Genomic DNA, 25038 nt, shown 5'->3' with positions numbered 1-25038 from the left:
AATTCGAAGACCCGCGAATGTGGCGCGGTGCCGACGGAGTGCCCGGACGATGTCGCTATTTCGACGCACGGATTTCTGACGGACGAGCGCTTATACTCGGATCCTGCCGCCGGCCGGCCAATCTGCACGGGAGCATGGGCGGGGGCCACTAGATCAATCGGCCAATTGCGAGGGAATACGTGGCGGGGCAATCCCGACGCGAAGTCCACGATATGCAGTCGGATAAAAAGAAGGAGAAGACCGAATGAATCGCCGCTATCGACTCGTATGGAATCGCTCGCTCGGGATCGTGCAGGTCACGTCCGAGCTTGCGCGTGCGCCGGGCTCGTCTTCATCGACGTCTACAGCTTCAGCGCCGCGCCGACGCCCTGTTGCATGGGCGGCGACGATGCTGGCGCTCGCATGCGCGAGCGCGCCGGCGTGGAGTCAGGTCTGTACGGTGTCCGATTCGTCCGGATGCGGCGCGCCGGGTGGCGTGGGCATGCGTCCCACCCGGTCTCCCGACGGCGGCTCGGGTAACGGCACGGGCGGGGATGCGACCGTATGGAATCCCAACACATCTGAAATGACCGGGAGTGCCGCGAGTAGCGGCAATGGCGGCGCCGGTGCGACCGCCGTATTCAACGTCAACTCGATCAATTCGACATCGGCCGGCGGTAGCGGCGGTTTAGTCGGCGCGACCGGATCGGTGGGCGTCAATACGTCCGTCACGGGGGGCGCGGGCGGCAGCGGCACGCCCGCGCCCGCGCCCGCGCCGAGCATCGTCGGCGGCGCAGGGGGCGGCGGTGGCGCGGGCGTTTTCATCAACGACGGCAATTCAGCGCCGATCGTATCGAGTTCCACGACGATCGCGGGTGGTGTGGGCGGCGCGGGCGGCGATGCGGTGGCCAGTGCGGCGAACGGCAACGCAACCAACGGCGACCCCGGCGGCGGCGGCGGGGGCGGGGCCGGTGTGATCATCGGGTCGGGCACCGGCGGCGTATCACTGATCAATAGTGGCCGGATCCAGGGGGGAAGCGGCGGCGCTGGCGGCAACGGCGGATATGCGGGCGGCGGCGGCGGCGGCGGCGATGGCGTGCTGGTGCTGGGGGCCGGCGCGAGCGTCACCGTCGCGGGAGGCGCCGTTACGGGCGGCGCCGGCGGTGCGCCGGGTACGTTTCAGGACGGCTTGAACGAGGTCGGCGGCTATGGCAGCGGCGGAGCAGGCGTCAACCTGGTCGGCCTATCCGCGACGCTCGATAACGCGGGGTCGATTACCGGCGGTAGCGCCGCTGTGAGTTCGGCGGGCGGTGCGCAGAGCGGCACGCCGGGCGTCGGGGTGCGCGGCTGGGGTGGAGAAACGGTCGTGACCAGCGGCTCCATTGCCGGTGGCAGCGGGAATGGTCAGGCCGATTCGGTGCTGTTCTCCGGCGGAAGCAATCAATTGGTGATTACCTCGGGCGCCAGCTTCGTCGGCAATATCGTGAGCGCGAGCGGCTCCGTCAACGGCGGCGACACGCTGACGCTGGGCGGCACCAGCAACGGCTCGATCGCCGCGGATCTGATCGTGGGGTTCGCAAACAACACGAAGACCGGGAGCAGCACGTGGATGTTGACCGGTGCTGGTAACGCGGGCATCGACTGGACGATTCAGCAAGGGCAACTGAGCGGTAACAGCGAATCATTCGCCGGCAATCTGACGTTCGCGAGCAATGGCGGGGGAACGCCGTCGGTGGACTTCGATCAGACGACGCCGGGCGTCTACGCCGGTGTGATCGGCGGCGCGGGGGCCGTGGTCAAGGATGGGGCCGGCACGCTCACATTGACGGGCGCGAATACTTATAGCGGCGGCACGACGGTCAACGCGGGCATGCTGCAGGGCGATACGACGAGTCTGCAAGGCAACATCATCGACAACGCTGCGCTCGTCTTCAATCAGAACGTCAACGGCACCTACGCTGGCGCAATTTCGGGCAGCGGCACGGTGGCGATCACCGGCCCCGGCACGGTGACGTTGACCGGCGCGAACACCTACAACGGTGGCACGACGATCAGCGCGGGCACGCTGCAAGGCAATACGACGAGCCTGCAAGGCAACATCATCGACAACGCCGCGCTCGTATTCAATCAGAGCAGCAATGGGACCTACGCGGGTGTGATTTCGGGCACCGGCACGGTGGCGATTACCGGCCCCGGCACGGTGACGTTGACCGGCGTGAACACCTATAACGGTGGCACGACGATCAGCGCGGGCACGCTGCAAGGCAATACGACGAGCCTGCAAGGCAATATCACGGACGACGCTGCGCTCGTATTCAATCAGAGCAGCAATGGGACCTATGCGGGTGTGATCTCGGGCACCGGCACGGTGGCGATTACCGGCCCTGGCACGGTGACGTTGACTGGCGCGAATACCTACAACGGCGGCACGACGATCAACGCGGGCACGCTGCAAGGCGATACGACGAGCCTGCAAGGCAACATCATCGACAACGCTGCGCTTGTGTTTAACCAGAGCGGCAATGGGACCTACGCGGGTGTGATTTCGGGCAGCGGCACGGTGGCGATTTCCGGCCCTGGCACGGTGACACTGACCGGCGCGAACACTTACAACGGTGGCACGACGATCAGTGCGGGCACGCTGCAAGGTGATACGACGAGCCTGCAAGGCAATATCGTCGACAACGCCGCGCTCATATTCAATCAGAGCGGCAATGGAACCTACGCGGGGGCGATTTCGGGCAGCGGCACGGTGGCGATTTCCGGCCCCGGTACGGTGACGCTGACCGGCCCGAACACCTACAACGGCGGCACGATGATCAGCGCGGGCACGCTGCAAGGCGATACGACGAGCCTGCAAGGCAACATCACGGACAATGCTGCGCTGGTGTTTAACCAGAGCGGCAATGGGACCTACGCGGGTGTGATTTCGGGCAGCGGCACGGTGGCCATTACCGGCCCCGGCACTGTGACGCTGACCGGCGCGAACACCTACAACGGCGGCACGACGATCAGTGCGGGCACGCTGCAAGGCGATACGACTAGCCTGCAAGGCAACATCGCGGACAACGCTGCGCTCGTCTTCAATCAGAGCAGCAATGGGACCTATGCGGGTGTGATTTCGGGCAGCGGCACGGTGGCGATCACCGGCCCTGGCACGGTGACGTTGACCGGCGTGAACACCTATAACGGTGGCACGACGATCAGCGCGGGCACGCTGCAAGGTGATACGACGAGCCTGCAAGGCAACATCGCGGACAACGCTGCGCTTGTATTCAACCAGAGCGGCAATGGGACCTACGCCGGCGCGATTTCGGGCAGCGGCACGGTGGCGATTTCCGGCCCCGGCACGGTGACGTTGACCGGCGCGAACACCTACAACGGCGGCACGACGATCAGTGCGGGCACGCTACAAGGCGATACGACTAGCCTGCAAGGCAACATCGCGGATAACGCCGCGCTCGTATTCAATCAGAGCGGCAATGGGACCTACGCCGGTACGATTTCGGGCAGCGGCACGGTGGCCATTACCGGCCCCGGCACCGTAACGCTGACGGGCGCCAGCACCTACACCGGCGGTACGACGATCCGCGGCGGTACATTGGCGATCGGTGCGGGCGGCAGCCTCGCATCAACCGGCGCGATGACGCTCGCGGCGTCCGGAAGTGGCTTCGACATCAGCGCAGCCGGCAATCAGACGCTCGGCACGTTGAGCGGCGTTACCGGTACGAATGTCACGCTCGGCGCGAATACGCTCACGTTGTCCCATGCGAACGGCGCTTTTGGCGGCACGATCGCCGGTCGAGGCGGCGTCGCAGTGAGCGGCGGAGCGCAGACGCTGAGCGGCGCGAACACCTACACCGGTGCGACGGCGATCGGCGGCGGCGCGACACTCGCGCTGTCCGGCTCCGGCGGCATTGCCGCTTCGAGTGGCGTGACCGACAACGGCACGTTCGACATTTCGAACACGACTATCGGCGCGTCGATCACGAATCTCGCGGGCGCCGGCACAGTCGCGCTCGGCAGCCGGCAACTCACGCTCACCAACGCCGGCGGCACGTTCGCCGGTGCGTTCACCGGCACGGGCACATTGACGCTCGGCCCCAACAGCGGCGCGCTGATCCTGAACGGCAACAGTTCGTCGTTCGCCGGCACCACTGAAGTGGCTGGTGGCCTGCTCGAAGTCGGCGACATCGATACGCCGTCGGCCGTCCTCGGCGGCAACGTCGTCGTCGATGCCGGCGGCACGTTGCGCGGCCACGGCACAGTCGGCGGCAATGTCAGCAACGCGGGCACGCTGGCGCCCGGCGGCTCGATCGGCACGCTGACGGTGGCCGGCAACTACGCGCAGGCGAGTGGCGGCACGCTCGCCGTCGAAGTGAGTCCGAATGCCGCTTCCGAGCTGAAGGTCGGCGGCGGTTCCGCGTTGGCCGGCACGCTGGCGATCTCCTATGACCCGGGCACCTACACCGCGCGGCAATACACGCTCGTCTCCGCCGGTAGCGTGAGCGGGAAGTTCGATCGCGTCACGAGCGCCGGTACCGGGTATCTGGGCCCGCTCACGCAGTCGGTCATCTATGGACCGGACACCGTGGCACTTGAACTGGCCGCGCCGACGCCGCTCCAGCCGGTCGTGGTCGCGCCGCGGGACATCAGCATCTATACGGCGATGGGCACCACTGCCGTGCTTGGTGCGCAGGCGCAGGAAGCCGCGTTGCTCGCGCACGCGCAGCAGCCCGGCGGCGGCGCACCGTCTGCATGGATCACGGCCACCGGCGGGCAGACGAAGATTGGCGGCACGAACGGTGCGCCGGGTTTTCAGGCGGCCCGCTACGGGTTCCTCGCGGGTATCGACCAGCAGCGCGGCGACTATACGCTCGGCTTCGCGGCCGGCTACGATCACGCCGACGTCGACGAGCAGCTCACCGGCGATTCCGGCACAACCGATACGTTGCGGGCCGCGCTGTACGGCGCGCGCCGCGTCGGTCAGGTGGACCTCGCCGCGACGCTCGGCGCGGGCCTCGACTTTCTGTCGCAGAAGCGGCCGTTCGGCGCGGTCGGCACGGCCGAAGGCGACCACATCGGGCAGGAATTCAACCTGGGCGGCCAGGCGAGCGTGCCGCTCGAACTCGGCAGCGTGACGGTGACGCCGACGCTCGGGCTGCGTTTCGCGTACTTCCATGCGAACGGTTTCGGCGAGAGCGGCGCGGGCGGGCAGGACCTGAGTGTGCGCACGGACAACGTCCGCAGTCTTCAGCCGTACGCGGGCGTGACGCTCGACAAAGCATTCGGCGATGCGCTGACGCCGGTGAACGTCGAGTTGCGCGTCGCCTATGCGCACGAGCTGCTGAGCGCGAACCGGGCGGTGAGCGTCGCCGCGCAGGACGGCACGCTGTTCGCGGCGCCGGGCACCAGCCTGCCGCGCGGCTACCTGACGGCGGGCGCGAGCGTCGCGATGCATCCGGGGAAGAACCTGACGTGCTCGCTCAGCTATGATGCGCTGATCAACACGACCCACGCGTCGGCTCAGCAAGCAAGCCTGAACGTGGCATATCGATTCTGACGGACCTGGCGCATTTGGCGAATCTGACGAACGGGCAGCTGACGGAGCGGTGCATGTCGCGTACCTTTCACTTCATTTCCGGATTGCCGCGCTCGGGCTCGACGCTGCTGGCGGCGCTGCTGCGGCAGAACCCGCGTTTCCACGCGGGCATGATGAGTCCGGTGGGCGGCTTGTTCTCGACGCTGCTCAGCGAAATGAGCCAGCGCAACGAGACGTCCGTGTTCATCAGCGACGCGCAGCGCGCGCGACTGCTCAACGGCGTGTTCGAAAACTACTACGGCCCGGAGATCCGCGCCGACGTGATTTTCGATACGAACCGCACGTGGACGACGCGGCTGCCGGCGCTGCGGCGCCTGATGCCGGCGAGTCGCGTGATCGCGTGCGTGCGGGAGATCCACTGGATCATCGACAGCATCGAGCGATTGGTGCGCAAGAACGCGTTCAGCCCGTCGTCGATCTTCAACTACACGGCGGGCGGCACGGTCTATACGCGTGCGAACGGGCTCGTGAGCATGGACGGCATGGTCGGCTATGCATACGACGCGCTGAAGGAGGCGTTTTACGGCGATGATGCCGACCGGTTGATGCTGGTGCAGTACGACACGCTGACGCGCGAGCCGGGCAAGGTGATGGAGGCGATCTACGGGTTCATCGACGAGCCGTACTTTCAGCATGATTTCGAGCACGTCGCGTATGACGGCGGCGACGAATTCGATCTGCGCGCCGGCATGCCCGGACTGCACGAGGTCAGGGCGCGCGTGGCGCCGCCGTCACGCGACACGATTCTGCCGCCGGAGCTCGTCAGTCGCTTCGAGAACGACGCATTCTGGAAACGTCCGGGGAGCAACCGGCGCGGTGTACGGATCGTGTAGTAGCGAAACATCGATAGACGATCCCTACTTCTGTTTGCCCGATGCAGCAGGCATGAGTAGTCGACGAGCGTCCTTGAGCAACAGCAGCAATTGCTGCTCTCGCACCGGTGAAGCTTCAAATCCGAAACGCAGATAAAACCGAGCTGCATCCTCATCGATCGGGTGCGTCAGCAGCGCGCGAACGCCGCCTTGTTCGGCGATGGCCACTGTGCGCCGGATTGCATCTTGCAGCATGCCGATTCCGATACCACGCCCATGGTCCTGCATTGCCACCGCCAGCCGAGCAAGGATCACCACAGGTATTGGATAGGCGCTCATCCCTTTGCGGACTCGATCGGGCGCCTCAGCGTATCGATCTGTCCTACCGCTAGGCTGTAGTATCCAACTAGGCGCCGATCTTCGGTAACGACGTAGGTCTTGGCCGAGCCACTAGCTTGCGCCTGCCGCGCATGGCGCAGGAGCCAGTCATTCAGTCCGGGCTTGCCGCAATCGAAGCCCTCCAATACATGGCTGGCGCCTAGTGCTTGCAGTGCGGACAGCGACATCAGTTCTCCCAAGGCGCCGTTCGGGAGAACAACTCCTTCAAGCCCGCATTGTCTTGGGTCGGACGATCGAGCCCAGGCGGGCGGAACGGGTAGATGTGCTCATGAAATACTCCTTCAGATGTACGTCATGTTGGCACAATAGGCGTACATCTTCTATCTACAAGGGGCCCGTGTCTCCGGAGCGCGCGTTGAAAGAGTTGACGAGTGTTGGCGGCGCAGCCGCTTGATTGCGAACTGCTACCGCCTAGTCCGGTTCGAGTGGACGCGAGAACTGATACCCGATGCGCTGAGTGCAAAGCGTCCAAGGGTGACAAAGTCGCCGCCCGATAGACGACTTGTCACGCAGCGAAAAAATCGTCGTGATGCGAGAGCCGTCGCAGCGGTCAGCTACGTTGTATCGGCGACGCCGCCGCCAGCATCCTTTCGACATACCGCGCAATTATGTTGGGTCTGGCGGGAAAGCCACGCCCCAAATAGGCGGGGTCGAGAAAGGCCGCTCGTATACCGTCAGCAATACCGTCGTGTCGCGCTGCATGTAGCGCGACGATGATAGGCGATGCTGGACGGTGCCTGCAATCGGACATCATTCAGAGCGTTTCCAGCATCTGAAGCGTTTCCGGGTGTTTGGCGACCAGTCGGATCAGCGTGGCGGCCTGTGCGTTGGGCTTGGCCTTGCCTTGTTCCCAATTCTGATACGTGCGCACGTTGATGCGCAGGCTTCGGGCCATGACAGCTTGAGATGCGTGAGATGCTTCGCGCACGGCCTTGATTTCGGCCGGCGAGACGTCGAGCGCATCGGGCACCTCGGCCTTGATCTTGCGCAGTGTGATTTTCTCTTCGCGCTCGGCAGCAAGGGCGTCGAGACCCTCAGTCAATTCAGCAAACAGATTTCGCTTCTTCATTGCTTGCTCCGTATCGTGACCTCTCTTTCCAGCAGCTTCGCGAAGGCTTTCCGCTCGTCACTGGTTAGGTCTGCCATTTCATCCTTGTCGTACAGCGTGAACAACCAGAATTGATAACCGCTAACCCAGTAGTAATAGATCACTCGTAGGCCACCGCGTTTGCCTTTCTGGCGGCGTTTGTCAGCGAACCTCAGCTTCCGCAGACCGCCGGTTCCCTTGATCAAGTCACCGGCCTCGGGATTAGCCAGCAGCTCTTTCTGCAGCACGGCGTACTCATCATCCGCGAGGTAGTTCTCGCGTTCACGGGAAAATGGCGGCAGTTCGATGAAGGTCGCGTGCATCGGTGAATTGTACGCTACCTGCGTATAATTGCAAAGGACATGCGTTGGAGAGCGGGCCGGGCCGAACCACGCTTGTTCGCTCGGCGTACATCTTCTCTTGGTAGGACTGTTCCCTTTTTCTATGCTGTGTCTTTACTGCACTCACAAGTTGCTCAAACGCCTGAATCCCGAGGTGCTCGAGGTAGGAAGTAGCACCGCGAAGCTTGGTAACTGGTATGCAACTGTTTTGCCATGGCGGCCGCAGGTTGCGATGCTTGTGAATGAGCGGACGCTATTGCCTGTGCTCATGCCGTTGGCTCCGGCGGCTAGTCTAGCGGTTAGGTTTCCGGGGGCTCTGGTGGATATACTGGCCGCCCACGGAGTGCCGCGTTCGTTCATCGACTCGGAAGTATGCGAAATGCAGGTCGTCAAATACGCGAAGACGCAAAATCGCAGCGTTGTTGGCATCATGACGGAGTTCGCATATCTCGCTGACGCCTATCGCGCCCACGGCGAACCGACCGCACTCATCGACCTGTCGCTAAAACTGGCGCGCACGCCATGCAGCCCGCTTTACAAGGGCCCCGTGTCGCCGGAGCGAGCATTGAAAGAGTTGGCCAGCGATGGGGGCGTGGGCGCCTGATCGCGAGTTGCCGCGGCGTAGTCCGTTTTGAGCGGACCGAAGGGCTGATACCCGACGCGGCGGGTGCAAAGGGCCCGAGAGTTACCCAGTCGCCGATGGGGCGACTGCTCGCGGAACGATGCTTCCCGCAGCGGTCAGCGACGTTGTGTGGGCGTTGCCGCCGACAGTATCCTTTCGGTGTACCGCGCAATCAAATCAACCTCGAGATTGACCTTCGTCCCCGCCTTCAAATGCCGCAGCGTCGTCACTTCGACCGTATGCGGAATCAGATTGATCGAAAACTCGCAGCCTTCCTGACTATCCGCGACCGAATTGACGGTCAGGCTCACGCCGTTGACCGTGATCGACCCCTTGTACGCGAGATAGCGGCCGAGTTCGCGCGGCGCGACGATCCGCAGCTCGTGCGACTCGCCGACCGGCGCGAAATGCGACACCGTGCCGAGCCCGTCGACGTGCCCCGACACCAGATGCCCGCCGAGCCGGTCGTGTGCGCGCAATGCCTTCTCGAGATTGACGTCGCCGACGTCCGTGAGCCCGGCCGTGCGGTTCAGGCTCTCGCGCGATACGTCGACGTCGAACGCGTCGGCGCGCTTCTCGATCACCGTCATGCACGCGCCCTGGATCGCGATGCTGTCGCCGAGCGCGACGTCGGCGAGGTCGAGCCCGCCCGCGTGCACGCTCAGGCGCACGCCCGCGTCCGGCGACGTGCCGAGCGGCTTGATCGATTCGATACGGCCGACGGCCGCGACAATTCCGGTAAACATCGTGACGATTCCGTTCAATGAGAGGCGGTGGGCGGCGCGAAACGCGCCAGAATCCGCAGATCGTCGCCGATCCGCTCGAAACTGTGAAACGTGAGCCGCGTACGCTCATCGAGCCGTGGCGGCGCGGCGAGATCGAACATGCCGGCCGCGTCGGCGCCGAGCAGCGTCGGTGCGAGGTACACGAGCAACTCGTCGACGCATCCTTCGCGCAGCAGCGAGCCGTTCAGCTTGTGGCCCGCCTCGACGTGCAGTTCGTTGATCCCGCGCTGGCCGAGCGCCGCGAGCATCGCGGGCAGATCGACCTTGCCGCGCGCGTTCGGCAGCGGCACGATCTCCGCACCGCGCGCCTTAAGCTCAGCCGCGCGCGCGTTCGCCGCGTCGTCGAGCGCGCCGCAGAAGATCAGCAACGGTGCGCCTTCGAGCAGCCGCGCGTCGAGCGGCAGCTCGAGCCGGCTGTCGATCAGCACGCGCCGCGGCTGGCGCGGCGTGTCGATGCCGCGCACGGTCAGCTGCGGATTGTCCTCGCGCACGGTGCCGATCCCGGTCAGGATCGCGCACGCGCGCGCGCGCCACGCATGGCCATCGAGCCGCGCGGCGTCGCCGGTGATCCACTGGCTCTCGCCGGACGGCAGCGCGGTGCGGCCGTCGAGCGACGCGGCGCTCTTCATCCGAACCCACGGCCGGCCACGCGTCATCCGCGACACGAAGCCGATGTTCAGCTCGCCCGCCTCGTGCGCGAGCAGGCCGCAGCGCACGTCGATGCCGGCATCGCGCAGCATCGACAGGCCACGCCCGGATACCTGCGGATTCGGATCCTCCATCGCGGCGACGACCTTCGCGACGCGCGCGTCGCTCAGCGCGTTCGCGCACGGCGGCGTGCGGCCGAAGTGGCTGCACGGCTCGAGCGTCACGTAGACGGTTGCGCCGGCCACGTCGTGGCCGCGCGCGCGCGCGTCCTTCAGTGCCTGGATTTCCGCGTGGTCGTGGCCGGCCGGCTGCGTGAAGCCTTCGCCGATCACGACGCCGTCCTGCACGATCACGCAGCCGACGCGCGGATTCGGCGTCGTCGTATACATCCCGCGCGCGGCCAGCGCGAGCGCGCGCTGCATCTGCGCGAAATCGGTCTCCGAGAACATCCGCGCGGCTCCCGGTCAGGCGGCGAGCGCGGCGAACGCGCGGCGCGCGGCGGCGAGCGTCGCGTCGACCACCGCGTCGTCGTGCGCGCTCGACACGAAGCCGGCCTCATACGCGGACGGCGCGAAATAGACGCCCTCGTCGAGCATCAGATGGAAGAAGCGGTTGAAGCGCGCGATGTCGCTCTTCGTGACGTCCGCGAAGCTCGCCGGCACGCGCTCGGTGAAATAGAGGCCGAACATCGCGCCGATCGAGTCGGCCGAGAACGCGACGCCGGCCGCGCGCGCCTCGGCCGCGAGACCGTCGGCGACGCGCTTCGTCTGCGCGGTCAGCGCATCGTAGAAGCCGGGCGCCTGGATCAGCTGCAGCGTCTTCAGGCCCGCGGCGACCGCGATCGGATTGCCCGACAGCGTGCCCGCCTGATAGACGCCGCCGAGCGGCGCGAGGTGCGCCATGATGTCGCGGCGCCCGCCGAACGCGGCGGCCGGCATCCCGCCGCCGATCACCTTGCCGAGGCAGGTGAGGTCGGGCGTGATCCCGTAGTGCGCCTGCGCGCCGCCGAGCGCGACGCGGAAGCCGCACATCACCTCGTCGAAGATCAGCACCGCGCCGTGCTTCGTGCACAGCGCGCGCAGCGCGTTCAGGAACTCGGGCGTGCCGCGCACGAGGTTCATGTTGCCGGCGACCGGCTCGACGATCACCGCGGCGATCTCGTCGCCGAACGCGCCGAACGCTTCGTCGAGCGCGGCGACGTTGTTGAATTCGAGGACCGTCGTGTGTTTCGCGATGTCGGCGGGCACGCCGGCCGACGTCGGGTTGCCGAACGTGAGCAGGCCCGAGCCGGCCTTCACGAGCAGGCTGTCCGCATGGCCGTGATAGCAGCCCTCGAACTTGACGATCCGGCTGCGGCCGGTGAAGCCGCGCGCGAGGCGCAGCGCGCTCATCGTCGCCTCGGTGCCGCTCGACACCATCCGCACCTGCTCGATCGACGGCACGAGCTTGCAGATCTCCTCGGCGATCTCGATCTCGGCCTCGGTCGGCGCGCCGAACGAGAAGCCGTCGGCGAGGACGCGCTGCACGGCGTCGAGCACTTCCGGATGCACGTGGCCGACGATCATCGGCCCCCACGAGCCGATGTAGTCGATGTACCGCTTGCCGTCGGCGTCCCAGAAGTACGGGCCCTGCGCGCGGGCGACGAAGCGCGGCGTGCCGCCGACCGAGCGGAACGCGCGGACCGGCGAGTTGACGCCGCCGGGGATGGTTTTCTGGGCGCGTTCGAAGAGGATCTGATTGTTCGACATGGACGAAACCTGCGAGAGAAGCGCGCGCGGGCTGCCGCGCGCAAGCGAAACGAGATCGTCCGATTGTACCGGAGACGCGCGCCGCGGGCCGCCTGCCCGCCAGCGGCGCGGCGCCGCGCGGGGCAAGGCGCGCCCGGGGGCGGCCGGGCTCCGCGACGCTCGGACGACCGGCTGGGCCGAAAGCCCGGATGCGATCTGAAAGGGGCGCGTACAATCTCGGGACGGCGCCGGCCCGAAGTCGCCGCCATGCCCTGCCTGACCAGGCTGCGCGTCACCCGGCGCGCCAGCCGCTTCCCTGCGGATTTCCCATGCCCCACGTTGTCCGGCGCCGGCCCGATGCCCGGCTGATCCTGTTGCTCGGCGCGCTCGCCGCCTGCGGGCCGATCGCCACCGACATGTATCTGCCGAGCCTGCCGTCGATCGCGGACGGCTTCGGCGTCGGCCCCGCGGCCGCGCAGCGCACGCTGACGAGCTTCATGGCCGGCTTCTCGATCGGGATGCTGCTGTACGGCCCGCTGTCGGATACCTGGGGGCGGCGCCCGGTGCTGCTCGGCGGGATCGTGCTGTTCGCGCTCGCGAGCGTCGCATGCTTCGTGTCCGGGTCGATCGACGTGCTGATCGTCGTGCGCTTCCTGCAGGCGCTCGGCGCGGGCGCGGCATCGGTGCTCGCACGCGCGATCGCGCGCGACGCGCACGAGCCGACCGACGCCGCGAAGGTGCTGTCGATGGTCGCGATCGTCACCGCGGTCGGGCCGCTGCTCGCGCCGCTCGTCGGCGGGCAGATACTGCGCTTCGCCGGCTGGCGCGGCGTGTTCGTCGTGCTCGCGCTGTTCGGCGCGCTGTGCGCGACGATGGCGTTCCTGCGCGTGCCGGAAACCTGGCCGAAGGAGAAGCGCAAGACCTCGGCGGTGCTGAGCTCGTTCGCGTCGTACGGGCACATCCTCGCCGATCCGGTCGCGTGGGGGCACATGCTGTGCGGCGGGATGGCGTTCGCGTCGATGTTCGCGTACATCACCGCGACGCCGTTCGTCTACATCGACTACTTCCACGTGTCGCCGCAGCATTACGGATTTCTGTTCGGCCTGAACGTGATCGGCATCATGATCGGCAACTTCGCGAACACGCGGCTCGTCGGCCGGATCGGCTCGCTGCGGCTCATCGCGGCCGCGTCGCTCGTGAGCTGCGTCGCGTCGCTCGCGGTCGCGCTCGTCGCGCTGACCGGCTGGGGCGGGCTGTGGTCGATCGTGTGCTGCCTGTTCTTCGTCGTCGGCGTCGTCGGCATCCTGTCCGCGAACTGCACGACCGACCTGATGCTGCGCTATCCGCACAACGCGGGCGCATCGGCGGCGGTGTTCGGTGCGATGCAGCTTGCGCTCGGCGCGCTCGCGAGCGTCGCGATCGGCGCGCTCGCCGACGGCACGCCGTTCGCGATGGGCGTCACGATCGGCACGACCGGCGTGCTGTGCTTCGTCGGGCGGCTGCTCGTGCTGAAGTGGCACGGGCGGCCGGTGAAGGGGGGCGGGTGACTTTCGATGCCTGGAAAAACGCCGCCGGGATCCGATGAACCGAACCCCGGCGGCGTTTTTCATTACTGCGCGCGAAGCAACGCGCCACGAAGACGTCCCGCTCAATCCCTCGCCGTCGGCGACGCGCCGTGGCTCAGCCAGTCGAGCACGTCCGCCGCCTCGTCGTCGCCGCCGCGGGACTTCGCCTGCGCGAGCGCCTCGGACAGCTCCGCGTTCGGCGCCGCGCGCCGGATCGCGACGCCCACCGCGAGAATGTCGATCATCAGCAGATGCAGCACCCGCGAGATCATCGACATCTGCGATTCCCGGTTCTCGATGTGATCGGTCTCGAGCGCGACCGTCGCGCGCTTCGCGAGCGGCGTGTTGCTCGACGTGATCGCGATCACCTGCGCGCCCGCCTGCATCGCGACGTCGAGCACGCGCAGCAGCTCCGGCGCGCGCCCCGACTTCGACACCGCGACGATCACGTCGCCCTTGCCGAGCAGCGCGGCCGACGCGGCCTGCATGTACAGGTCGCCGTACGCGATCGTCGGGATGCCGAAGCGGAAGAACTTGTAGTGCGCGTCCTGCGCGACGATGTTCGAGTTGCCGAGCCCATAGAACTCGATCCGTCGCGCGCCGTTCAGCACCTCGATCGCGCGCTCGACGTTCTCGAAGTTCAGATGCTCGCGCAACTGCAGGATCGACGACACCGTGTTGTCGAGCACCTTCGCGCCGAAGTCGGTCGCGTCGTCGCCCAGATGCACCTGGCTGTGGCTCATCGGAATCGTGCCGGTCAGCCCCGTCGCGAGTTTCAGCTTGAAGTCGGACAGCCCCTGGCAGCCGAGCGAGCGGCAGAAGCGGATCACGGTCGGCTGGCTCACGTCGGCCTTGCGTGCGATGTCGACGATCGGATCGTTGATGATCGAGCGCGGATGGTTCAGCGCGAGATCGGCGACGCGGCGCTCGGCCGGCGTCAGCGCGTCGCGCATCTGGCGGATCCGCTCGAACACCGCCGACGACGCGCCGCCCGACCGGTTCGACAGCTGCTCGGCGAGAATCGCCGACACGCCGAGGAACGCCGGATACTCGGCGGTGATCAGGTAGGTCGGCACGTTCTCGAGATACGCGGAGAAGCGGCCCTTCGCCTCGAAGCGCGCGCGGAACGGCGAGCGCACGAACAACTCGCCGAGCTTCAGCGCGACGCCGCCGCCGACGTACACGCCGCCCAGCGAGCCGAGCGTCAGCGCGAGGCTGCCCGCGAACGAGCCGAGAATCCCGCAGAAGCACTCGACGGCTTCGAGCGCGAGCGCATCGCCTTCGTGCGCGCGCTCGACGACGTGCGCGGGATCGACGTTGGCCGCGACGCGCTTCTTGTCGCGCGCGGCGAGCGCGCGGTAGATCAGCTCGATCCCCGGCCCCGCGCACACGCGCTCGAACGACACGTGCGGGAATTTCGTGCGCGCGTACTGAAGCACGAGATCCTCGCGCTCGTCCTGTGGCGCGAACGACGCGTGGCCGCCTTCGCTGCCGAGCGCGATCCAGCGGTCGTCGGTCGGGATCAGCCCGGATACGCCGAGCCCGGTGCCCGGCCCCATCAGGCCGATCACGCCGTTCTGCCGGCGCGTGCCGCCGCCGATCTGCATGCGCTGCGCGTCGGTGAGCGCCGGCAGCGCCATCGCGAGCGCGGTGAAATCGTTGACGACGAGCAGCGTGTCGAAGCCGACCGCGCGCCGCGTCGCCTCGATCGAGAAGCTCCAGTTGTGGTTCGTCATGCTGACCTGGTCGCCGTCGACCGGGTTCGCGATCGAGACCGCCGCGTGATTCACGCGGTTGATCTTGACGTCCTTCAGATACTTGCGGATCGCGTCGGCGAGCGTCGGAAACTCGCCGACCGGATACACGCGGATCTGCGAGATCGCGCCGGGACTGGTCTCGAGCGCGAAGCGCGCGTTGGTCCCGCCGATGTCGGCGAGCAGGCGCGGGCCGTCGGCGTGCGGGGACGCGGCGACGTTAATGGGCGCACCAGTAGACATCGAGCTTGATCCCCTTGTCGTTGGCTAGTTTCGAAATCGCGTTGCGCTGCGGCGCCGCGGCCGCGGCTTCGAGCACGTCACGCTTGCGGCCGCCCGCGATCAGCAGGAACAGCCGGTCGATATGCTTGAGCGCGTCGAGCGACAGGCTCACGCGCGGATGCGGCGCCGCGCCCGGATGAACCGCGACGAAGCGCTCGGCGGTCGACGTCGCGTGCTCCCACTCGGGCGCGTCCGCGAAGATCGACGCGGTATGGCCGTCCTCGCCCATGCCGAGCACCGCGACGGTCGGCAGCCGGTAAGCGGGATTCGCGTTCAGCGTGGCGACGTGCGCGTCGAGCGCGGCGGCGGTGTCGACGAGCGGCAGGAACGGCGCGCGCGCGGCGTCGCGCTGCAGCAGCGTGTCGCGCACGAGGCGCGCGTTGCTCGCGGCGTCGGTCTCGGGCACCCAGCGGTCGTCGACGAGCGTGACGTCGATGCGCGGCCAGTCCAGCGCCGCGCCGGACAGCGTCTGCAGGAACGGGCGCGGGCTCGTGCCGCCCGATACCGCGAGCGTCGCGCGCGCGGATGCGTCGGCGAGCGCCGCGCGCAGCGCGTCGCCGACCGCGACCGCGAGGGCCGTGCATTGCGCTTCCTGGGTGTCGAAAGCGTGGATGTCGATCACATCTCCTCCGGACTGCAATTGTTGTCGTGGAACTTCGTGAATCTTATAGCGACTGCGCCCGGGCGCGGCTTCGCACCGCGCCCGGTATACCGTCAATTTTCCTCTTCGAGCCAGCAGGTGCCGTGCTGCGCGAGCATCGCGCTCGACGCGGCGGGGCCCCAGGTGCCGGCCGCATACGGCTTCGGCGGCTTCAGCGAGCTCGCCCATTCGTTCAGGATCGGCTCGACCCACAGCCACGCGGCTTCCTGCTCGTCGCGCCGCACGAAGAGGGCCAGGCGGCCGTTGATCACGTCGAGCAGCAGGCGCTGGTACGCCTCCATCTGCCCTTCCTTGAAGAACTGGTCGAACGCGAGGTCGAGGTGCACGCTCGCGAGGTTCATCCCTTCGCCGGGCTGCTTCGCGAGGCAGTACAGGCGAATCGTTTCGTTCGGCTGCAGGCGGATCACGAGCCGGTTCGCGCCCGGCCGCAACGCGGACGACCCGAGCGCCGAGTGCGGCACCGGACGGAAGTTCACGACGATCTCCGCAACGCGCTCCGCGAGCCGCTTGCCGGTGCGCAGGAAAAACGGCACGCCGGCCCAGCGCCAGTTCTCGATCTCGACCTTCAGCGCGACGAACGTCTCGGTTGCGCTGTCGGGTTTCACGCCGGGCTCGGTCGCGTAGCCGGGCACCTGCTGCCCCTTGACGACGCCCGCATGATACTGCCCGCGCACCGCGACCTTGCCGATGTCGCGTGAATCGACGGGCTTCAGCGCCCGCAGCACGCGCAGCTTCTCGTCGCGCACCGAGTCGGAATCCATCGAGTGCGGCGGCTCCATCGCGACGATCGACAGCAACTGCAGCAGGTGGTTCTGCACCATGTCGCGCAGCGCGCCGGTATTGTCGTAGAAATCGCCGCGCGCTTCGACCCCGAGCTGCTCGGCGATCGTGATCTGGATGCTCTCGACCCATTCGCGGCGCCACAGCGGCTCGAACAGCGCGTTGCCGAAGCGCAGCGCGAGCAGATTCTGCACCGGCTCTTTCCCGAGATAGTGGTCGATCCGGTAGATCTGCTCTTCCGCGAAGATCCGGCCGACCGCGTCGTTGATCTCGTTCGACGAGCGCAGATCATAGCCGAGCGGCTTCTCGAGCACGATCCGCGCGCCCTGGTTCAGCCCGACCGACGCGAGCGCCTCGCAGATCGGCTCGAACAGCGACGGGCCCGTCGCCAGGTAGAACACGCGGATGCCGGGCAGCGGCGCGATCACGTCGCGCAGCGCCGCGTAGTCCTCCACGCGGCCCGCATCGAGCGGCACGTAGACGAGCCGCGCGACGAAACTTTTCCACGCCGCTTCGTCGAACGCGCCGCGCGCGGCTTTCATCGCGTGCGGCTTCACATGTTCCTCGACCCATTCGAGATAGCCGGGGAGATCCGTGTCATGACGCGCGACCGAGACGATCCGCCCGCTCTCCGCCAGCATGTTGCCGCGATGCGCCTCGAACAGCGCGGGGAGGATCTTGCGCATCGACAGATCGCCGGTGCCGCCGAACAGAACGAAGGTGAAGCTGGAATCGGTTTGCATGTGTCTTTGCCGGGAGAGTGGGTGACCGGGGGTGATGCCGTAGTCCGATAAAAATAATTTTGACACTGAATTGTAGTTTAACTACAATCCGCCGCAATGGATAGCACCCGTGCGAAGAAAAAAATGCAGCGGGGCCGATGCCGCCGCGCCCGCTTCGCGGGAACGGCGCGCGATGTGCCGGATGGTATCGGACATCGATGACACAATCTCCCGATCCGGGAGCCTGACGAGTTGATTCACTCTGGAGGAGACAAGTAATGAAAGTTCGCGCGATCATGGGTGCGCTGTGCGCCGCGGGTCTGATGGCCGGCGTCAACGCGCAGGCGGCCGAGAATGTGACGGTGTTGCACTGGTGGACGTCGGGCGGCGAGGCGAAGGCCGTCGGCGCGCTGAAGGACGACCTGCAGAAGCAGGGCTACGTGTGGAAGGACTTCGCGGTCGCGGGCGGTGCCGGCGCGGCGGCGATGACCGCGCTGAAGACGAAGGTGATCTCCGGCGACGCGCCGTCGGCCGCGCAGATCAAGGGCCCGCTGATTCAGGACTGGGCGGATCAGGGCGTGCTCGTCAACATCGATGCCGCCGCCGGCGACTGGAAGGCGAACCTGCCGCCGCAGATCGACGCGATCATGAAATACAAGGGCCATTACGTCGGCGCGCCGTTCTCGGTGCACCGCGTGAACTGGCTCTACATCAACAAGGCCGCGCTCGACAAGGTGCACGCGCAGCCGCCCGCCACCTGGCCCGAATTCTTCGCGGTCGCCGACAAGATGAAGGCGGCCGGCATCATGCCGATCGCGATGGGCGGCCAGCCGTGGCAGGACCTGACGCTGTGGGAAGACGTCGTGCTGTCGCAGGGGCCGGCGTTCTACAAGAAGGCGCTCGTCGACCTCGACCAGAAGACGCTGACGTCGCCGCAGATGCTCGACGTGTTCAACACCGTGCGCAAGATCCAGGGCTACTTCGACAGCGGCCGCAACGGCCGTGACTGGAACCTCGCGACCGCGATGGTCATCAACGGCAAGGCCGGCATGCAGTTCATGGGCGACTGGGCGAAGGGCGAGTTCGAGAACGCCGGCAAGAAGTCGGGCAAGGACTACGTGTGCGCGCCGGTGCCGGGCACCGCGAGCGCGTACACGTACAACGTCGACTCGTTCGTGTTCTTCCAGCAGAAGGGCGGCAGCAACGCGACGCCGGGCCAGCTCGCGCTCGCGAAGACGATCATGTCGCCGGCGTTCCAGGAGCAGTTCAGCCTGCTGAAGGGTTCGATCCCGGTGCGCCTTGGCGTGAAGATGGACAAGTTCGACGACTGCGCGAAGAAGTCGTATGCGGACGAGCAGACCGCGATCAAGGCGGGCGGCTACGTGCCGTCGCTCGCGCACGGGATGGCGCAGGGTGATGCGACCGCCGGCGCGATCACCGACGTCGTGACGAAGTTCATGAACTCGTCGGAAGATCCGAAGACGGCGGTCGAGCAGCTCGCGAAGGCCGCGAAGGTGAAGTAACGCGCGACGGCGCACGTCGGGCGGCCCGGCATGCCGGGCCGCGTCACCTCTCGTTTCAGGAGTCGAATCAAGTGGCTTCCCCTCTTAGCGGAAATGGATCCGGCGCGACCGTCGCACGACGCGCGTCGCCGCTGTCGGCACTCGCCGACCGCTGGATTCCGAAGCTGGTGCTCGCGCCCAGCGTGGCGATCGCCGTCGTGTTCATCTACGGCTTCATCGCGATTACCGGCTATCTGTCGCTGACCCACTCGCGGCTGTTGCCGAACTACACGTTCGACGGCTTCGGCCGTTATACGGATCTGTTCCAGAACGACGTCTGGTGGACGTCCGCCGCGAACCTCGGCTGGTTCGGGATTCCGTTCATCGGCATCTGCGTGTTCCTCGGCCTGTTCCTGGCGATCCTGCTCGACCAGAAGATCCGCAACGAAGGCGCGCTGCGCGCGGTGTTCCTGTATCCGATGGCGCTGTCGTTCATCGTGACCGGCACCGCGTGGCAGTGGATCCTGAATCCCGGCCTCGGCCTCGAGAAGGTGATGCACGACTGGGGCTGGTCGAGCTTCTCGTTCGGCTGGCTCGACGATCCGGACAAGGCGATCTTCTGCGTCGTGATCGCGGCCGTCTGGCAATCGACCGGCTTCGTGATGGCGCTGTTCCTGGCAGGCCTGCGCGGCGTCGACGCGGAGATCTTCAAGGCCGCGCAGGTCGACGGCGCGACGCTGCCGACGATCTACCGCAAGATCGTGATTCCGAGCATGCGCCCGGTGTTTTTCTCGGTGCTGCTGATCCTCTGCCACATCACGATCAAGACCTTCGACCTCGTCGTCGCGCTGACGGCGGGCGGGCCGGGCACGTCGTCGTCGCTGCCGGCGATCTTCATGTACACGTTCTCGTTCAGCCGCGGTCAGCTGGGCGTCGGCGCGGCGTCGTCGGTGATGATGCTCGCGACCGTCGTCGCGGTGCTCGTGCCGCTCATGTATATGGAATCGAGGAGCACCCGCAATGCAGCCTAAGATGACCATCAGCCGCGCGGTGATCTACGCGGCGCTGATCCTGTTCGCGCTGTACTTCCTGTTCCCGCTGTACGTGATGCTGTCGACGTCGTTCAAGGATCTTGACCAGCTGCGCACCGGCAATCTGCTGACGCCGCCGACGCACTGGACCTTCGATCCGTGGGTGAAGGCGTGGAGCGGCGCGTGCACCGGCGTGCGCTGCGACGGGATGAAGCCGTTCTTCCTGAACTCGGTCGAGATGGTGATCCCGGCCGTGCTGATCTCGTCGCTCGTCGGCGCGTTCAACGGCTACGTGCTCACGCACTGGCGCTTTCGCGGCGCGGACGCGCTGTTCACGATGCTGCTCGTCGGCTGCTTCATCCCGTTCCAGGTGATCCTGCTGCCGATGGCGCGCCTCGAGGGCATGCTCGGGCTCGCGAACACGATTCCCGGCCTGATCTTCGTGCACGTCGTGTACGGGATCGCGTTCACGACGATGTTCTTCCGCAACTTCTACGTGAGCATTCCGGCCGAGCTCGTGAAGGCGGCGCGCATCGACGGCGCGGGCTTCTTCACGATCTTCCTGAAGATCCTGCTGCCGGTGTCGCTGCCGATCTTCATGGTGTGCGTGATCTGGCAGTTCACGCAAATCTGGAACGACTTCCTGTTCGGCATCGTGTTCTCCGGCGTCGACTCGATGCCGATCACGGTCGCGCTGAACAACCTCGTGAACACGTCGACCGGCGTGAAGGAATACAACGTCGACATGGCGGGCGCGATCATCGCCGCGCTGCCGACGCTGCTCGTCTACGTGATTGCCGGCCGCTATTTCGTGCGCGGCCTGACGGCGGGCGCGGTGAAGGGTTGAGCGCAGCAACGAAGCATCTGCCGAGCGCGTGACGCGCGGCGCATCGCAACGAGACGGCGCGGCTTTTTCGCCGCGCCGCTGGAGACAAAGGAAACAAGCATGGCAAGCCTTTCCATTCGCGACGTGTACAAGACCTACCCGAACGGGGTGCCGGTCCTGAAGGGTGTCGACATCGAGATCGAGGACGGCCAGTTCCTGATCCTCGTCGGCGGTTCGGGCTGCGGGAAATCCACGTTGCTCAACATGATCGCCGGCCTCGAGACGGTGACGAGCGGCGAGATCCTGATGGGCGACAAGGTCGTCAACGACCTGTCGCCGAAGGATCGCGACATTGCAATGGTGTTCCAGTCGTACGCGCTGTATCCGTCGATGTCGGTGCGCGACAACATTTCGTTCGGCCTGAACATCCGCAAGGTGCCGAAGAACGAGCAGAACCAGATTGTCGATCGTGTCGCGCAGATGCTGCAGATCCAGCATCTGCTCGACCGCAAGCCGGGGCAGCTGTCCGGCGGCCAGCGGCAGCGCGTCGCGATGGGCCGCGCGCTCGCGCGCGATCCGGTGATGTTCCTGTTCGACGAGCCGCTGTCGAACCTCGACGCGAAGCTGCGCATCGAGATGCGCGCGGAGATCAAGCTGCTGCATCAGCGCCTCGGCACGACGATCGTCTACGTGACGCACGACCAGATCGAGGCGATGACGCTCGGCGACCGGATCGCGGTGATGAAGGATGGTGTCGTCCAGCAGTTCGGCGCGCCGCAGGACATCTACGATTCGCCGTCGAATTTGTTCGTCGCGGGCTTCATCGGCGCGCCGCCGATGAACTTCATCAACGGCCGGCTGGCGGAGCAGGGCGCGGGCGTTGCGCTCGAGATCGACACCGGTGTGTCGCGCGGCGTGCTGACGCTGCCGTTCGACGCGGCGAAGCTGAAGTCGCACATCGGCCGCGACGTGATCCTCGGCCTGCGCCCGGAGCGGATCACCGACGTGCGGCATGCGCACGACGGCGGCGGCGCGCATCTTCAGCCGATCGATGTGCGCGTCGACGTGACCGAGCCGACCGGCCCGGATACGCACGTGTTCGCGCAGGTGAACGGCAAGCGGATCGTCGCGCGCGTGCACCCGGCCGCGAATCCGCAGCCGGCGCAGACGCTGTCGCTGCTGTTCGATACGTCGAAGGCGGTGCTGTTCGATCCGGCGTCGGAGGCGCGGATCGCCTGACGCGGCCCGCGCGGTGTGTCGCCAACGAAGAGGGGCCGTTCGACGAACGGCCCCTCGTGTTTTTTGCGGCACGCTGGTTGGTTCAAGCATTGATGAATGCGCTCGACTCGGCGGACGGTTACTCGGCGCATTCATCTTCCTGCACGATACGCTTCAGCCCGGGGATGTTCAGTGAAATCCGGTTGTATCCGCCGCTGCGATTCACGCCCCCCTCATCCTGCAGTCGTCTCAGTTCCTTGCCGACCGTCTGCCTGGACACTTTGAGCATGTTGGCCAAGTCGGTCTGCGAGATGTGCAATTCGGTGCGATAGACGTCGGTCTCCCGACTGTCATAGTCTTTCGCGAGATTCATCAGCGCGATGGCCAGACGGCGCCGAATGGAGCGAATCGCCCTATCCTTGAGGCTCCTGGTTGAAAGACGATGCCGCCGCAGTACGAGGAGCGCGACGCTTCGCCAGAGCGTTGGCTCCGCATCCAGCAATCGTCGCATGGCGGCGGACGGAATGTGGATAATCTGCGAATCCTTGCGGGCATGGTAGACGTACGGCGACGGCACGTCTTCCTGTTCCATCAGCAGATGCGCCAGCTGCACGACCTGGCCGGGCTCCAGCACCGCCAGCAGGTACTTGTCCCCAGTGGCGTTCGTCGCCCCGAGTTCGACCGACCCCGACACGACTAGAAGAATGTCTCGCGGAGTGCCCTCGCAAACCAGTATCTGCGTATCTCGTCGATAGCGCGCGAGGCGCGCGGAGAGCGACAACTCCCACAGACGATCGGCCGGCCAGTCGTGAAACATCGGACAACTGCGCAACCCTTGTTCGATCTTCTCACGCTGGCTCTGCGATTTCTGTTGCGGGTTTTCCATGACGCGATTCTGAAAAATTGGTTGCGCGGTTGACAGAATAATCCACGCCCCGTGGTCTACCATGGACCGATTTGTCAACCACAACCATCATAACGACGTTCCACCCCAAGGAGACATCGACAATGAAAGACCAATCCCTGGCTTTCACGGCTGCCGTGCTGGGCATCAGTGCTTTCGCCATCGCATGCCACGCGAATGCGCAAACGCCCGCGCCGTCCGCCGCGGCCGTCACAGTCGACAATTTCGTCCGGGCGGAAACCGACAGCTACATCGTGAAGCTCTCGAAACCTGGCGGCGTTGGCAAGCTGAATCACAGCCGCGAACTCGCACCGATCGACAAGCAGTCCGTCATTCGGATGAACCGGGACACGCTGTACAGCAACGGCGTGTTCGATCTCGACGCCGGCCCGGTGACCATCACGATGCCCGACCCGGGCAAGCGCTACGTGTCGCTGGCGGTCCTCGACGAGGACCACTACACCCAGGCCCTCTACCATGGCGGCGGCACGTACACCCTGACCAGGGAGAACGTCGGCACGCGCTACGCGATCGCCATCGTCCGCATGTTCGTCGACCCCGCCAGCGCGGACGACCTCAAGCAAGTCCATGCGCTGCAGGATGCGATCAAGGTCAGCCAGAAAGAAACCGGCAAGCTCGAACTGCCTCAATGGGATCCGGCCAGCCTCAAGAAGGTGCGCGAGCCGCTGCTCGAACTCGCGGCCACCACGCCGAATGCCGACAGGACGTTCGGCACCAGAAGCGAGGTGGATCCGGTGAGGCACCTGCTCGGGACCGCGTTCGGCTGGGGCGGGCTGCCGGAAAAGGAAGCGACCTACGTGAGCATCACCCCCAGGCAGAACGATGGCAAGACGATCTATCGGCTGAGCCTCAAGGACGCGCCTGTGAACGCCTTCTGGTCGATCAGCGTCTACAACGCCAAAGGCTATTTCGAGAAGAACGCCGAAGGTGCCTACACGATCAACAACGTGACGGCCAAGCGCGACAGCGACGGTGCGATCACCGTCCAGTTCGGCGGTTGCGAGAGCGGCAAGATCGCCAACTGCCTGCCGATCACGCCGGGCTGGAACTACCTGGAGCGGATGTACCAGCCGCGCGCGGAAATTCTCAGCGGCGCCTGGAAGTTTCCCGAGGCCCGGCCGGTGAATTGACGCGGGCCGTGCGCATCGACCACCCATCACAATGAGCAATCGGAGGAGACTTGAAGAAACGTCATTTGGCCGGCGTGGCAACCCTTGCATTGGCGAGCGGCGCGCACGCGCAGTCGTCCGTCACGCTTTACGGGATGGTGACGACCGACATCCAGTTCGTCAATCACGTACAAGGCACGAACAACGGCACGATCATCCCCGGCGCGTCGGGCAGGCAATTTCAGATGAACCCTGCCGGCATCGCCAGCTCCCGTTTCGGCTTGCGCGGCACGGAGGATCTGGGTGGCGGCTACTCCGCGTTCTTCACCCTCGAGAACCAGTTCAATCCGGACAACGGTGCGCTCGGCAACGGCGGCCTGCTGTTCGGCCGGCAGGCATTCGTCGGCCTCGGTAGCGGCAAGGGTACCCAGAAGCTCGAGTTCGGCCGGCAATACACGTCGATGTTCGTCGCGCTGGCGGATTACACCCCGACCTATTACTCGCCCGAGTTCGAGCCGGTGGTCGCGATGGCCGGCGCGAACTTCCGTGAGAACAACATGGCGAAGTACGAAGGCCAGTTCGGCCCGCTGTACGTGTCCGCGCACTGGTCGTTCGGCGGGCGCGCCGGGTCGGCCGCCGCGGGATCGGGCTATGGCGTCGG

General features: G+C 66.1%; 20 protein-coding genes. 10 read left to right on the top strand and 10 right to left on the bottom strand.

Features of this window, described 5'->3' with window-relative positions; all coding sequences use genetic code 11:
* The first annotated feature begins 244 nt into the window (after positions 1-244).
* Complete coding sequence (locus HZI36_RS23930; RefSeq protein WP_179405154.1) at positions 245-5542, top strand: autotransporter-associated beta strand repeat-containing protein; 5298 nt, start codon at positions 245-247, stop codon at positions 5540-5542.
* Positions 5543-5595: 53 nt separating this feature from the next.
* Positions 5596-6414, top strand: coding sequence for a sulfotransferase family protein (locus HZI36_RS23925; RefSeq protein ID WP_179405153.1), 819 nt, complete (start codon positions 5596-5598; stop codon positions 6412-6414).
* Positions 6415-6438: 24 nt separating this feature from the next.
* Here the strand turns inward: HZI36_RS23925 and HZI36_RS27100 are convergent, their stop codons facing one another.
* The 3 genes from HZI36_RS27100 to HZI36_RS23910 all read right to left on the bottom strand — a co-directional run bounded on the left by HZI36_RS27100 (position 6439) and on the right by HZI36_RS23910 (position 8202).
* Positions 6439-6732 (bottom strand): GNAT family N-acetyltransferase, encoded by a 294-nt coding sequence (locus tag HZI36_RS27100; RefSeq protein WP_246327202.1) that lies wholly within the window; start codon positions 6730-6732, stop codon positions 6439-6441.
* Positions 6733-7546: 814 nt separating this feature from the next.
* Complete coding sequence (locus tag HZI36_RS23915; protein WP_179405152.1) at positions 7547-7861, bottom strand: helix-turn-helix domain-containing protein; 315 nt, start codon at positions 7859-7861, stop codon at positions 7547-7549.
* Positions 7858-8202, bottom strand: coding sequence for a type II toxin-antitoxin system RelE/ParE family toxin (locus HZI36_RS23910; RefSeq protein ID WP_059590707.1), 345 nt, complete (start codon positions 8200-8202; stop codon positions 7858-7860). Before HZI36_RS23910 ends, HZI36_RS23915 begins: the two co-directional genes overlap by 4 nt.
* A gap of 121 nt (positions 8203-8323) precedes the next feature.
* On the opposite strand from HZI36_RS23910, the gene HZI36_RS27565 reads away from it, so the two are divergent.
* The gene (locus HZI36_RS27565; protein WP_179405180.1) at positions 8324-8824 is read left to right on the top strand and encodes a DUF6933 domain-containing protein; all 501 of its coding nucleotides are present in this window, start codon (positions 8324-8326) and stop codon (positions 8822-8824) included.
* Positions 8825-8958: 134 nt separating this feature from the next.
* Here HZI36_RS27565 and HZI36_RS23900 read toward each other — a convergent pair whose 3' ends face one another.
* From HZI36_RS23900 to hemL, 3 genes are read right to left on the bottom strand one after another with little or no spacing between them, the layout of a single operon-like run.
* The gene (locus HZI36_RS23900; RefSeq protein WP_179405151.1) at positions 8959-9588 is read right to left on the bottom strand and encodes a riboflavin synthase; all 630 of its coding nucleotides are present in this window, start codon (positions 9586-9588) and stop codon (positions 8959-8961) included.
* A gap of 14 nt (positions 9589-9602) precedes the next feature.
* Complete coding sequence (gene ribD / locus HZI36_RS23895; protein ID WP_179405150.1) at positions 9603-10724, bottom strand: bifunctional diaminohydroxyphosphoribosylaminopyrimidine deaminase/5-amino-6-(5-phosphoribosylamino)uracil reductase RibD; 1122 nt, start codon at positions 10722-10724, stop codon at positions 9603-9605.
* Between the two features lie 15 nt (positions 10725-10739).
* Positions 10740-12023 (bottom strand): glutamate-1-semialdehyde 2,1-aminomutase, encoded by a 1284-nt coding sequence (gene hemL, locus HZI36_RS23890; protein ID WP_179405149.1) that lies wholly within the window; start codon positions 12021-12023, stop codon positions 10740-10742.
* 308 nt (positions 12024-12331) lie between these two features.
* On the opposite strand from hemL, the gene HZI36_RS23885 reads away from it, so the two are divergent.
* Positions 12332-13549, top strand: a complete 1218-nt coding sequence (locus tag HZI36_RS23885; RefSeq protein WP_179405148.1) for a Bcr/CflA family multidrug efflux MFS transporter — start codon at positions 12332-12334, stop codon at positions 13547-13549.
* A 101-nt stretch (positions 13550-13650) separates the two neighbouring features.
* Here HZI36_RS23885 and HZI36_RS23880 read toward each other — a convergent pair whose 3' ends face one another.
* From HZI36_RS23880 to zwf, 3 genes are all read right to left on the bottom strand, one after another.
* Positions 13651-15564 (bottom strand): bifunctional transcriptional regulator/glucokinase, encoded by a 1914-nt coding sequence (locus HZI36_RS23880; protein ID WP_179405147.1) that lies wholly within the window; start codon positions 15562-15564, stop codon positions 13651-13653.
* Positions 15542-16225, bottom strand: coding sequence for a 6-phosphogluconolactonase (gene pgl / locus HZI36_RS23875; RefSeq protein ID WP_179405146.1), 684 nt, complete (start codon positions 16223-16225; stop codon positions 15542-15544). The genes HZI36_RS23880 and pgl overlap by 23 nt, the downstream gene beginning before the upstream one ends.
* 92 nt (positions 16226-16317) lie before the next feature.
* Entirely contained in the window at positions 16318-17787 is a 1470-nt protein-coding gene (gene zwf, locus HZI36_RS23870) for a glucose-6-phosphate dehydrogenase (RefSeq protein WP_179405145.1), read from the bottom strand.
* Positions 17788-18044: 257 nt separating this feature from the next.
* On the opposite strand from zwf, the gene HZI36_RS23865 reads away from it, so the two are divergent.
* The 4 genes from HZI36_RS23865 to HZI36_RS23850 all read left to right on the top strand — a co-directional run bounded on the left by HZI36_RS23865 (position 18045) and on the right by HZI36_RS23850 (position 22364).
* Positions 18045-19289, top strand: a complete 1245-nt coding sequence (locus tag HZI36_RS23865) for an ABC transporter substrate-binding protein (RefSeq protein WP_179405144.1) — start codon at positions 18045-18047, stop codon at positions 19287-19289.
* Positions 19290-19360: 71 nt separating this feature from the next.
* The gene (locus HZI36_RS23860; RefSeq protein WP_179405143.1) at positions 19361-20299 is read left to right on the top strand and encodes an ABC transporter permease subunit; all 939 of its coding nucleotides are present in this window, start codon (positions 19361-19363) and stop codon (positions 20297-20299) included.
* Complete coding sequence (locus tag HZI36_RS23855; RefSeq protein WP_179405142.1) at positions 20289-21146, top strand: carbohydrate ABC transporter permease; 858 nt, start codon at positions 20289-20291, stop codon at positions 21144-21146. The genes HZI36_RS23860 and HZI36_RS23855 overlap by 11 nt, the downstream gene beginning before the upstream one ends.
* 99 nt (positions 21147-21245) lie before the next feature.
* Positions 21246-22364 carry an ABC transporter ATP-binding protein gene (locus HZI36_RS23850; RefSeq protein WP_179405141.1) on the top strand — a complete coding sequence of 373 codons (1119 nt, stop codon included), beginning with the start codon at positions 21246-21248 and terminating at the stop codon, positions 22362-22364.
* A 118-nt stretch (positions 22365-22482) separates the two neighbouring features.
* Here the strand turns inward: HZI36_RS23850 and HZI36_RS23845 are convergent, their stop codons facing one another.
* The gene (locus HZI36_RS23845) at positions 22483-23229 is read right to left on the bottom strand and encodes a Crp/Fnr family transcriptional regulator (protein ID WP_179405140.1); all 747 of its coding nucleotides are present in this window, start codon (positions 23227-23229) and stop codon (positions 22483-22485) included.
* A gap of 122 nt (positions 23230-23351) precedes the next feature.
* Here HZI36_RS23845 and HZI36_RS23840 point away from each other — a divergent pair, with 122 nt between their 5' ends.
* Together HZI36_RS23840 and HZI36_RS23835 are read left to right on the top strand one after the other, a co-directional pair.
* Positions 23352-24398 (top strand): DUF1254 domain-containing protein, encoded by a 1047-nt coding sequence (locus tag HZI36_RS23840; protein ID WP_179405139.1) that lies wholly within the window; start codon positions 23352-23354, stop codon positions 24396-24398.
* 50 nt (positions 24399-24448) lie between these two features.
* Positions 24449-25038 (top strand): porin (locus HZI36_RS23835; protein ID WP_179405138.1); only part of this gene is annotated, 590 nt, incomplete at its 3' end.

Source organism: Burkholderia guangdongensis (assembly GCF_013403875.1).
Lineage (GTDB): Bacteria > Pseudomonadota > Gammaproteobacteria > Burkholderiales > Burkholderiaceae > Burkholderia > Burkholderia guangdongensis.
Note: the sequence above shows the minus strand (reverse complement) of the source record. Positions and strands in the feature narration are given on the sequence as shown.

What these genes read in the sequence shown, in the direction of transcription:
- HZI36_RS23930 (WP_179405154.1), top strand. Translation starts at nt 245, where the DNA reads ATGAATCGCCGCTATCGACTCGTATGGAATCGCTCGCTCGGGATCGTG.
- HZI36_RS23925 (WP_179405153.1), top strand. Translation starts at nt 5,596, where the DNA reads ATGTCGCGTACCTTTCACTTCATTTCCGGATTGCCGCGCTCGGGCTCG.
- HZI36_RS27100 (WP_246327202.1), bottom strand. Translation starts at nt 6,732, where the DNA reads ATGAGCGCCTATCCAATACCTGTGGTGATCCTTGCTCGGCTGGCGGTG.
- HZI36_RS23915 (WP_179405152.1), bottom strand. Translation starts at nt 7,861, where the DNA reads ATGAAGAAGCGAAATCTGTTTGCTGAATTGACTGAGGGTCTCGACGCC.
- HZI36_RS23910 (WP_059590707.1), bottom strand. Translation starts at nt 8,202, where the DNA reads ATGCACGCGACCTTCATCGAACTGCCGCCATTTTCCCGTGAACGCGAG.
- HZI36_RS27565 (WP_179405180.1), top strand. Translation starts at nt 8,324, where the DNA reads ATGCTGTGTCTTTACTGCACTCACAAGTTGCTCAAACGCCTGAATCCC.
- HZI36_RS23900 (WP_179405151.1), bottom strand. Translation starts at nt 9,588, where the DNA reads ATGTTTACCGGAATTGTCGCGGCCGTCGGCCGTATCGAATCGATCAAG.
- ribD (WP_179405150.1), bottom strand. Translation starts at nt 10,724, where the DNA reads ATGTTCTCGGAGACCGATTTCGCGCAGATGCAGCGCGCGCTCGCGCTG.
- hemL (WP_179405149.1), bottom strand. Translation starts at nt 12,023, where the DNA reads ATGTCGAACAATCAGATCCTCTTCGAACGCGCCCAGAAAACCATCCCC.
- HZI36_RS23885 (WP_179405148.1), top strand. Translation starts at nt 12,332, where the DNA reads ATGCCCCACGTTGTCCGGCGCCGGCCCGATGCCCGGCTGATCCTGTTG.
- HZI36_RS23880 (WP_179405147.1), bottom strand. Translation starts at nt 15,564, where the DNA reads ATGTCTACTGGTGCGCCCATTAACGTCGCCGCGTCCCCGCACGCCGAC.
- zwf (WP_179405145.1), bottom strand. Translation starts at nt 17,787, where the DNA reads ATGCAAACCGATTCCAGCTTCACCTTCGTTCTGTTCGGCGGCACCGGC.
- HZI36_RS23865 (WP_179405144.1), top strand. Translation starts at nt 18,045, where the DNA reads ATGAAAGTTCGCGCGATCATGGGTGCGCTGTGCGCCGCGGGTCTGATG.
- HZI36_RS23855 (WP_179405142.1), top strand. Translation starts at nt 20,289, where the DNA reads ATGCAGCCTAAGATGACCATCAGCCGCGCGGTGATCTACGCGGCGCTG.
- HZI36_RS23850 (WP_179405141.1), top strand. Translation starts at nt 21,246, where the DNA reads ATGGCAAGCCTTTCCATTCGCGACGTGTACAAGACCTACCCGAACGGG.
- HZI36_RS23845 (WP_179405140.1), bottom strand. Translation starts at nt 23,229, where the DNA reads ATGGAAAACCCGCAACAGAAATCGCAGAGCCAGCGTGAGAAGATCGAA.
- HZI36_RS23840 (WP_179405139.1), top strand. Translation starts at nt 23,352, where the DNA reads ATGAAAGACCAATCCCTGGCTTTCACGGCTGCCGTGCTGGGCATCAGT.